Origin of the sequence: Streptomyces sp. NPDC090106, assembly GCF_044747265.1 — a bacterium.
Classification (GTDB): Bacteria; Actinomycetota; Actinomycetes; order Streptomycetales; family Streptomycetaceae; genus Streptomyces.
In genome coordinates this window covers 1-9,152 of record NZ_JBIVDS010000033.1, presented here as the reverse complement: position 1 = coordinate 9,152, position 9,152 = coordinate 1, and the positions used below count along the sequence as shown (strand labels likewise).

The window sequence follows — 9,152 nt, the reverse complement described above, 5'->3', positions numbered from 1 at the left end:
CCGTCGCCGTCACCGCAAGCGGCAGCATCGATCGTTCCGTGCGAGTGTGGGATCTGCGTTCGCGCTGTGCAGTCGGCCAACCTCTCACCGGTCACAAGGACCGAATTTCCGCGGTGTCGTGTGCAGTGCTGGAGGGAAAACCGGTCGCCGTCACCGGTAGCGACGACGGGACTGTGCGGGTGTGGGACCTGCACTCACGCCGGACTCTCGGCCAACCCCTCACCGGACACACCAGCACGGTCGGCGCAGTGTCGTGTGCGGTCCTGGAGGGAAGCCCCGTCGCAGTCACCGGAAGCGGTCGTCACAGCAGCGATGACAGTTCGGTTCGAGTGTGGAATTTGTCCCCTACCAATCCGACAGGATGGCCCACTGCCGGTCACACAGGCAAGGTGCTGGCGGTGGCATGCACCAAGCTCGATGATCTTCCTGTCGCCGTCACCGGCAGCGACAACGGAACAGTGCGGGTATGGAACATGACCACCGGCTCCCCGATCGGCCGAGTCCTCACTGGCCACACCGGAAGAGTCAGCGCGGTGTCGTGTGCGCTGCTGGACGGCAACCCAATCGCGGTCACCAGCAGCGGCTTCGGCAACGGCACAGTGCGCGTGTGGGATCTGGCGACAGGCGCTCCCCTCGGGGAACCTCTCATCGATCACACTGGGCTGGTGATGACGTTAGCGTGCACGGTCATCGACGGCATACCCGTAGCTGTCACGGGCAGCGGTGATGGTTCCGTACGTGTGTGGGATCTGCTGAAGAGGGCGCCTTTCGGCATTCCGATGACCGGCCATAAAGGCAGAGTTACTGCGGTTGCATGCACGGTCATCGACGGCACACCCGTAGCTGTCACGGGCAGCGGTGATGGTTCCGTACGTGTGTGGGATCTGCTGAAGAGGGCGCCTTTCGGCATTCCGATGACCGGCCATAAAGGCAGAGTTACTGCGGTTGCATGCACGGTCATCGACGGCACACCCGTAGCTGTCACGGGCAGTGACGGCTTCTTAGACAACACGGTACGGCTATGGAACCTGAACACCGGTCGCCCCGTAGGCCAACCCTTCACCGAGCACACCAAGAGGGTGACTGCGGTGGCCTGTAGTATCGTCGACGGTAGGCCCTTCGCCTTCACAGCCAGCGATGATCGGACCGTACGGGTGCGCAATCTACTCTCGGGAAAATCAACCGCTCTGCTAGTCTCAGATTACCCTCGAGCTGTCGCCGTGAATTGTGAAGGAGACTTTGTTTTAGGTTTCGGTCGGGACGTAGCAGTATTCGGCTTGTAGTTTATCCAGTGCGACGCAGCTGTCGACCTGGTGATGGGCCGGTCGACAGTAGGTCTGGCCGCTTAATTGCCTAACGGTGGAGTCGGTTATTCCGGCGCGTTCATTCCTCACCACGATGACGTCCAGGAACTGTCTGTGCCGCTTGACAGAACGAGTTGTCACGCGCCGATCAAATGGCCGAGTTGGATCACGAGGTCTGCAGTCGCACTTCCTGCCACAGCAATCGTTGCCGGAGCGGCTGCTGCCCTCATCTGGCGCCATGCCCTCCGCATCAAGCCGATGTCAGGCGCGCGGTCCTCCTGTTCGGCAGCGACAAGTTCCCCCTCAATGACCTCAGCCTCAGAAATCAGCGGTTGATTTGAAAGCTGGCCGACTTGTTGCTCCGCACGAACCACTTTCAGGTGTTCAGTGATCACGAACCGAGCCATCTGGGCGCTCCCCGAGTCCAGTGAGCTTCTTCGAGTTGGCCACCGAACAGGTGATGTTCCGCGAAGCGCAACGAGCGAGGCCCCGGGCTGTTGATCGAGATGTCTGACGTCTCAATCACGTTGCTCGGGGGCCTCGTTGGTCGTCCATCCTGCCGCACTCGACCTGCCGCATGCACTCGTGGAGTGAGTCTCAATGACGGTGTCAAGCCGATGGAGGGACCGGTGGGGTGGGGGTGAGAAGTGCCTTCTGTCACGGAGCATGGCCCATAAGACATCGACTCGGCGGCGGGCGAGGGCGAGCACTGCCTGGACGTGGATCAGTCCTTCGGCGCGTTTCTTGAGGTAGTAGTCCCGGGAGGGTCCGGGGCGCATCATGGCGGTTTGGGCGGCCATGTAGAAGACGTGGCGTAGGCGGCGGTGGTAGCGCTCGGGCCGGTGGTGGTTACCGGTCCGGCGGCCGGAGTCGCGCGCGACCGGGGCCAGTCCAGCGTGCGCGGCCAGGCGGCCGGCGTCTGCGTAGTTGGACAGGTCTCCGACGATGGCGAGGAACTCGGCCCCGAGGATGGAGCCCATGCCCGGCAGGGATTCGATGATTTCGGCGCGCTCGTCGAGGTGGAAGGACGCTCGGATCTCGCGGTCGGTGTCTTTGATCCAGTCGTCGAGCGCGAGGAGCTGATGTGCAAGGTCGCAGACGAGTTTGGCGGCGCGCTTTTCGCCCGGCAGCGCAGTCACCTGGGACTGGGCCGCCTCGACCGCGCGGGCGGCGACCTCGGCTGCGCTGCGGACCGAACGTCGTGCCAGCCAGTGCGCGAGCCGCCTGGCGCCGATCCGCCGCAGGGCGGCCGGAGTCTGGAACTCGGTCAGCAGGACGGCCGGCCCCTTGGCTGCTGAGTAGTCAAAGGCCCGCTCCAGAGCAGGGCAGATGCCCACCAGGGCATCGCGCAACCGATTGATCAGCCGTACCCGGTCGGCGATCTGGTCGGCCCGGTGGGCGGTGAGCAGCTGGATTTGCCACGGTCTCATCCGGGAGCCTCAAAGGTGTGAAGTCCTGGCGCATCCGCGCGGTGTCGGCGATGACCAGGGCGTCCTTCGCGTCGGTCTTCCCCTCGCCGCGGTAGGCCGCAGACATGCGGTTGACCGTGCGTCCCGGCACATACACGACGCTCTGGCCATGGGCGATCAGCAGTGCAAGCAGCAGCGTCGAGGCCCGGCCGCAGATGTCCACCGCCCACCGCACTTCGTCGGCCATCTCGCACGCCGCCACCATCAGGGACAGGATCTCGTCCTCACCGTTGACGACCTTCCTCGAGAGGACCTTCTCTCCGCCGGCGTTGACCGCGACCGCCCAGTGATGGGCCTTGCCGGCGTCGATGCCGACCCAGACTTGCTCGTGACGTTCCGTCACCATGATCGCTCCGTTCCCGAGACACCAGCACCCTCTGGGTCCGGGGAACACTCCGCCGCCAAGCCCTTAACCAGCGATGACCGCAGTTCTCAATCAGCAGCCAGAGCGGCCCGAAGGACCGGGCGGCCACTCACTCCGAGCCATCAACGGCAGGTCGCTATCAGCCACACCCAGTCCTCCCGGACATCCAGCATTCTTAAGGGGTCGCCATGCTGATCGTCCCCCGTGAAGGTGACCGGCGCTCCAAGCTCCGTCCGTCCCAGCGCGCGATGGTGGCACTGGTGTACCTGCGACGGTGCGCGGCGCCTTCGCGCAGCTGCAGTTGTTCCTTGAGGATCTGGAGGTGGTGCAGCGCCACAGCGAGCAGTACTTCCCTGTCCCCGACGAACTCCCACGCACGGAACGGGTCGTTGTGCGCGTCGCGCGTCTCCTCGCAGAGGGGCACTGCGTGATCTGCCCTTTCCTCCCGGAAGTGCGTCTGGCACTCAACGGCCGGGACATCCCCGCCACGCGGGCTGTCCTCGAGGGCAAGGAGCGGTCCCTGCACGTGTCGTGCGAGGCATTCTCCGTGCAGATCGCCGGGCGGCGGCTGGATCTCGGCCCGGTCTTCGTCTCCCACCCGCAGGTCGCTGTCGTGGAGGAAAGCCGCGGTCCGGCTCTGGCCGCGCTCACCGCCGGTCACGGTGATGGCGTTGAGGTCGGTCTGCGGCCCGTCGACGGCGGGCGGTTCCGGCTCGTGCTGCAGAACTCCCCCGCCAGCGCCGGGACGACGCCCGTGCCGCTGGGCCTGCCCGGCTACCGCGAACCGCACTGACCCGCACAGCCCAGAACGTGCTGGCACGCCCCAGCCAGCATCCGCAGACCGCAATCCTCCGTCCGGGACACGATCGCAAGTCCGGTGCGGGGCGCTGTTGCGGCGAGGTTGGGCCGCCACCACGCACGCGTACCGGTCAGCGACACGCTTACCGTGACGTCGGCACAGGGAGCGGATCACCGTCTGCGGGCTGGCGTTGCCATCGATGAGCGAGTGCACCAGTCCGACGCCGCCCCGGCCGGTCTCCCACCGCAGCACCGCGGAGCTGTCGACGAACTCAGCCCTGTCAAAGGCGACTTCCCGACCGCCGCCGCCTGCTGAAGCCATTGCCCCCGCACACCGTCGTTGTCGCCGTCCGCTGTTCTACACGTGAAACCCACGCTGTTGCTTCCCCAGGAGTATCGGCACGGACCCACCCGAGCCGCCATACCCCGGATCGCACGCCGACTTCACCCTGCCTCTCGCCGCAGGCCGCCACCCACGATCCAACAGAATCAAGACGGCAGCCACCAACCGCTTGGCGCGCCGGGTTGAGGCGGGATTGACCGCACCAGGGAGTAGGTAAGCGGGCCGAGGAGCCTGAACTCAGCCGGTAAGGTCCGGGAGCCTGTACTCGTACTTACGGGGCCGCAGGTCCTCCTCTGCCGGCTCCCAGTCGGGATAGTGCGAGACCATGCCCTCGCTTGCGGTGTACGGGTCGGTGTGGGTGTCGACCTTGATGTCGCTGACGACGTAGAGGTCGACGGTGGTGTTCTTGTCCCGGGCGTGCAGGACCTCGTTGATGGTCAGTTCCACGCTCGTCGGGGCCCCTGTGGTGCCCTTGACCTCAACGTGGCGTTCCTCGGTGCCTCGGGTGCAGCGCAGGTCGTAGGGCTTGCCCAGTTTCTCGACCGTCCAGCCTCCGGCTTCGTAGTGGGCGACTGCGTGGTCTTCGGCGTGCAGTTCTATGGCCTTGCGCTTCTTGGGGTCGGAGATGTAGCCGGCTCCGCGGCGGCGGCGCTGGGGCTTCTTCTTGCCTTCGACCTGCTCGGCGGTGAAGCCCGGCGACTTGTCCAGGGGGACGTTTTCAGGCTGGTTGGGATCGAAGGGGATGCCGGCGAGTTCCAGCAGGTGCTGGGCGGGCATCTGGACGAGCTTGCCCATGCCCCGGTCGGTGCCGGAGCGGCGGATGGCGTCGCTGCCGGATTCGGTGAGCGGCCCGTCAGGGCCCAGGGGGACATTGTCGAGCTTGGCCAGGGGTTCGATGCCGAAGCGTTGGGGGTACTTCAGGCGCCTCTCGGCCTCCTCGTCGGGCCAGTGCCAGGACTCGCCCTCGTAAAAGCCTCCACGGACCTGGAAGAGGTAGAGAGTCGCGGTGTCCTGCAGCCAGTTCTCGAGCTGGACGCGCGGCGAGGCACCTGTGGCCAGGACCGCGAACTGGGGCTGCGCGCCCTCGTACTCAGGCTTCTTCTCCGGGAAGCCCCAGGAGAGCGTTTCAATGCCGTGCTCGAGATTGCGCTGGGACTCGGTGCTCTGGCCCACGTGGACCATGACGAACGTCGAACTCTTCATGCAGAGCATCATAAGCATTCGGTTATCGAGTGGTCGATAAATTCTATACTTTGATATCCTGCCTGTTCGGAGGGTAGAGATCAGGCTCAACTGACCCTCATGGCAGAGTTGTTGAGGTGGAATCAGCAGGTGGTGGATCGGATTCGTCCGTGCCGCTGGTTCATGCACAGCAGCCGTTCGCCGCCAAGACCCGGGGAAAAGTGCGTGTCCGACCAGTTTCCAAGTCCTATACCAGCGATCGGGGGGCCGCACCGCTCCCTCGACTTTGAGCAGGTCCCGACGCCGGTTCCGGGAGAGCCGGCAGCAGCGGGAACGGTCGCGTGCGTGGCTGCAGGCCGTGTCGGTGACATCGCCGCGCGCATCGAAGACCCATCGTTCATCAGCCGGTGCACAGCCCGGTACCGGGCTGTCGGCTTCGGGGTTGCAGGGACCGCAGAGGAGCGGAGTTGGCGCAACAGCTGGCCGCCGTTGTTCGCGGCGCTGGCGAGGGCCGGTCTGAAGGACCTTCAGGTGTATCTGGAGTACGGGACACCGGGCGGTGGGCGGCGCCTGGACGCGCTCCTGATCGGCGCCGCGCCGGGCGGGACACTGGGGCTGGTGGTCGTCGAGCTCAAGCAATGGCAGACCTGCCGGATTCTCGACGACACCCGGGTGATGCGAAGCGACGGTCTGGTGACGGCCCATCCGGTCCACCAGGTCGCCGCCTACCGCAGTTTCTTCCAGCACTGGCGTCCGCAGGATGCACCGCCTCTGGACGTGCGCGCGGTGGTCGTACTGCACAACGCCGCGGCCGAGGAGGGGGCCGCTCTGTCGGCCGTCGTCGGCGCGGACGTGGGCGTCCCGGTGCTGACCGCCGAGGATCTGTCCGCGCCAGCGGGAGCGCTGGCAGAACTGCTGTGCTGCGCCGACCTGGCAGCGCCGGACGCCGGGCAGGTGGAGGTCTTCGAGAACATCCGGTGGGAACCCTCCAGCAGGCTGCTCGACCATGTCGGCGCCGACCTGGAGGGCAACAGCGCCTTCGCTCTGGTGGGTGACCAGCAGGATGCGTTCGTGCGGATTCGTGCAGCCGCGACCCGCCATTTGCCCGCCCTCGGGCAGGACACGGCACCCGACGGGGCTGGCCAGGGTGCGGTCATCACGGTGAGCGGCGGTCCGGGCAGTGGCAAGACCGCCCTCGCTGTGCGGCTACTCGGCCGGATCATGCGTGTCCACCCCGCGACCCGTCCCCGCTTCATCACTCCCTCCGGCACCCTGCGCGCCCACCTCCTGGATGCCGTCCGCGGCCACAGCGCCGCCCGCGAACTGTTCCCCGCGGCCGGCTCCCTGCGCGGCGCCGCCCGCCAGGCGGGCGCGCTCGTCATCGACGAAGCACAGCGCATCAAACGAGGCGGCGCCCGCACGCTGCCGCCGGACCTGGCCGCCGTGGTCGAACACGTCCCTCTGTCTGTGATCTTCCTCGACGAACGGCAGATCATCCGCCCCGACGAAGGCACCACCGTCGACGAGATCCGCACAGCCGCCCAGGCCCTGGGCCGGATCCACCACCACCTGGAGCTCACCGGCTCGTTCCGGTGCCACGGCTCAGCCGCCTACACCGCCTGGGTCGACGCCCTGCTGTACGGCACCCCTATCCCCTGGACCGGACACACCGGCTACGACCTCGGCCTCGCCGAGGACCCCTTCCAGCTCCAGCACTGGATCGAACAAGCCACCGCCGACGGGCACACCGCCCGCACCACCGCCGGCTTCTGCTGGCAATGGACCCGCACCCGCCCCCGCGGCGCCACCACCCTCCCCCTCGACATCACCATCGACGTCCCCGCCACCGGCCCTCACACCACTACGCGGGCGTGGAAAGCAGCCTGGAACGCCGCCGACACCCTCACCGACCCCGATGGCAACCCCCTCGCCCCCCACAACCAGCTCTGGGCCACCCACACCGGCGGACACCAGCAGATCGGCTGCATCTACACCGCCCAAGGCCTCGAATACCACCACTCCGGCGTCATCATCGGCCCCGACCTCACCTGGACAGACGGCCGGTGGACCGCCCACCCAAAGGAAAGCCGCGACGCCAACCTCCGCCACCTCACCCCCGCCCAATACCTCCCCTACGCCCTCAACACCTACCGCGTCCTCCTCACCCGTGGCACCCACACCACCCGCATCCACTCCACCAACCCCACCACCCACCACATGCTCAACCAGCTCATCCTCCCGGCCCATGCGCCTTGAATCGATCATTCTTCGGCCGGTCCTGCGGGAAGGCTTGCTGCCAGTTCAGCCCTGCAGGGCGGCGCCGGCCGGGTGGATCGCCTTGGGCTGCCAGGAGCCACGCCGGCCATCGGTTAGCGCGGCGAGCAACTCGGCGGGTTCGGGCTGTAGTTCCTCGCTCAGATACCGAATGCCGTCGGCTTCCGGCGGAGTGCCAGTCTCCTTGCCGATCGGGTGGCGCCGGCTGATAGCGGTGCGCCACCCGTAGCGCTCGTCCCACACCAGGGCTGGTGCGTGGGATCCGCTCAGCAGCACGGCCGCGGCGAGCACGTCGCCCTCCAGTCGCTGCATTGTGACGTCCTGCAGCTCGGCCAGGCCGGCGCCACCCAGGACATCGGCGACGCGCTGCAGGTACGGCTGGACCTGGCGAGCGCGCAGCTCGGTGGCGGCGCTGGCCAGGGCCGTGCGCTGCACCGCGGTCGGATAGCCGAGGCGGGCAGCAACGTCCTCGGGAGTCAGGTCCGGCTCGGCCTGCAGCAGGTCGGCGATCCGCTCTCCCCGCAACCGTGGCAGTGCACGCGCGACCGTGGCGTAGGACAGGCCGAGTCGGTCCTGGACGGTCGCGAAGGTGACCGTCGGGTCTTCGTCGAGCAGGGCGCCGACCCGGGTGGAGATCTCGTCGCGCGGAACCATGTCGCCGCTGCCCTTGGGGCGGCCCTTGGGCCCGGACTCTGTGCTGTCGCCCTTTGCCGTGCGGAAGGTCTGCACGATGCGGCGCGGGCAGTGTTCCACGCCCTTGACCTTGGTCAGGTGAGGGGCGATCTGGGGGTGTGTCTTGTAGTCGTCCCAGGTCTTGGGGGTGACCCCGAGCTCGGCGGCGGCCTCGTTGCGGTCGAGGAGGTCCTGGTCGTCGTCCTCGTCCGGAAGGGCGGGGACGGGGCGGCCGGCAAGGTGGGCAGCGGTCTGCTGACTGTCCCAGAGCTTCACCCGCGCGCCCTCTGAACTGAGCAAGGGCGGGAAGTCTTCGTCGGCGTAGGGCTGCTTGTTGCGGAAGGTGCCGATGCTGATGCCCATCGCCTTGGCGAGGTCGTCGCTGTTCTGGGCGTACTGTCGGCGTCCGGCGCGGATCATCGTTCTCTCCTGGTCGGTGGGGCAGGGCGTCGGCGTCGGCGTTCCGAGCGAGGGGCGGGCGGGCTATGCGGTGCGGGTGGGCGTGAGGTCAGCGGTAGTAGCCTTCCACTGGGCTTCGAGATCGCGGACGGCAGCCCGGTAGCGGTGATCGTCGTCGCCGGTCCGTGCGTCCTGGGCCGCTGTCAGGGCCTCGATCAACTCCAGCTCGTCCAGGAGATGGTGGGCCAGGTCTAAGAGGTCCTAACAAAGGCGCTGCACATGCCGGTAGGTGATGAGGCAAGTGGCGAGGCCGAGGAAGGCCTCGTGGATGTCGTCGCGCCGTTCCC

6 protein-coding genes and 3 pseudogenes are annotated in these 9,152 nt (G+C 67.0%); 5 read left to right on the top strand and 4 right to left on the bottom strand.

Going from position 1 to position 9,152, the window contains the following annotated elements; translation table 11 throughout:
- Positions 1-38: 38 nt before the first annotated feature.
- Positions 39-143: pseudogene (locus ACIPSE_RS46430) on the top strand (hypothetical protein); the annotation flags it as partial.
- 255 nt (positions 144-398) lie between these two features.
- Complete coding sequence (locus ACIPSE_RS46425; protein WP_401676127.1) at positions 399-1,283, top strand: WD40 repeat domain-containing protein; 885 nt, start codon at positions 399-401, stop codon at positions 1,281-1,283.
- A 158-nt stretch (positions 1,284-1,441) separates the two neighbouring features.
- Here ACIPSE_RS46425 and ACIPSE_RS46420 read toward each other — a convergent pair whose 3' ends face one another.
- Entirely contained in the window at positions 1,442-1,711 is a 270-nt protein-coding gene (locus tag ACIPSE_RS46420; RefSeq protein ID WP_401676090.1) for a hypothetical protein, read from the bottom strand.
- Positions 1,712-1,942: 231 nt separating this feature from the next.
- Positions 1,943-3,119, bottom strand: a pseudogene (locus ACIPSE_RS46415) (IS110 family transposase); the annotation flags it as partial.
- Positions 3,120-3,325: 206 nt separating this feature from the next.
- Here ACIPSE_RS46415 and ACIPSE_RS46410 point away from each other — a divergent pair.
- Both ACIPSE_RS46410 and ACIPSE_RS46405 read left to right on the top strand, forming a co-directional pair.
- Positions 3,326-3,409 (top strand): annotated as a pseudogene (locus tag ACIPSE_RS46410) (IS5/IS1182 family transposase); the annotation flags it as partial.
- Positions 3,410-3,411: 2 nt separating this feature from the next.
- Positions 3,412-3,930 carry a hypothetical protein gene (locus ACIPSE_RS46405; RefSeq protein WP_401676131.1) on the top strand — a complete coding sequence of 173 codons (519 nt, stop codon included), beginning with the start codon at positions 3,412-3,414 and terminating at the stop codon, positions 3,928-3,930.
- A 585-nt stretch (positions 3,931-4,515) separates the two neighbouring features.
- Here the strand turns inward: ACIPSE_RS46405 and ACIPSE_RS46400 are convergent.
- Complete coding sequence (locus ACIPSE_RS46400) at positions 4,516-5,481, bottom strand: protein NO VEIN domain-containing protein (RefSeq protein ID WP_401676088.1); 966 nt, start codon at positions 5,479-5,481, stop codon at positions 4,516-4,518.
- A 510-nt stretch (positions 5,482-5,991) separates the two neighbouring features.
- Here ACIPSE_RS46400 and ACIPSE_RS46395 point away from each other — a divergent pair.
- Entirely contained in the window at positions 5,992-7,716 is a 1,725-nt protein-coding gene (locus ACIPSE_RS46395) for a DNA/RNA helicase domain-containing protein (RefSeq protein ID WP_401676086.1), read from the top strand.
- Positions 7,717-7,761: 45 nt separating this feature from the next.
- On the opposite strand, the gene ACIPSE_RS46390 is transcribed toward ACIPSE_RS46395, so the two are convergent.
- Positions 7,762-8,826, bottom strand: a complete 1,065-nt coding sequence (locus ACIPSE_RS46390) for a DUF6292 family protein (RefSeq protein ID WP_401676084.1) — start codon at positions 8,824-8,826, stop codon at positions 7,762-7,764.
- Positions 8,827-9,152 lie beyond the last annotated feature (326 nt).

What these genes read in the sequence shown, in the direction of transcription:
- ACIPSE_RS46420 (WP_401676090.1), bottom strand. Translation starts at nt 1,711, where the DNA reads ATGGCTCGGTTCGTGATCACTGAACACCTGAAAGTGGTTCGTGCGGAG.
- ACIPSE_RS46400 (WP_401676088.1), bottom strand. Translation starts at nt 5,481, where the DNA reads ATGAAGAGTTCGACGTTCGTCATGGTCCACGTGGGCCAGAGCACCGAG.
- ACIPSE_RS46390 (WP_401676084.1), bottom strand. Translation starts at nt 8,826, where the DNA reads ATGATCCGCGCCGGACGCCGACAGTACGCCCAGAACAGCGACGACCTC.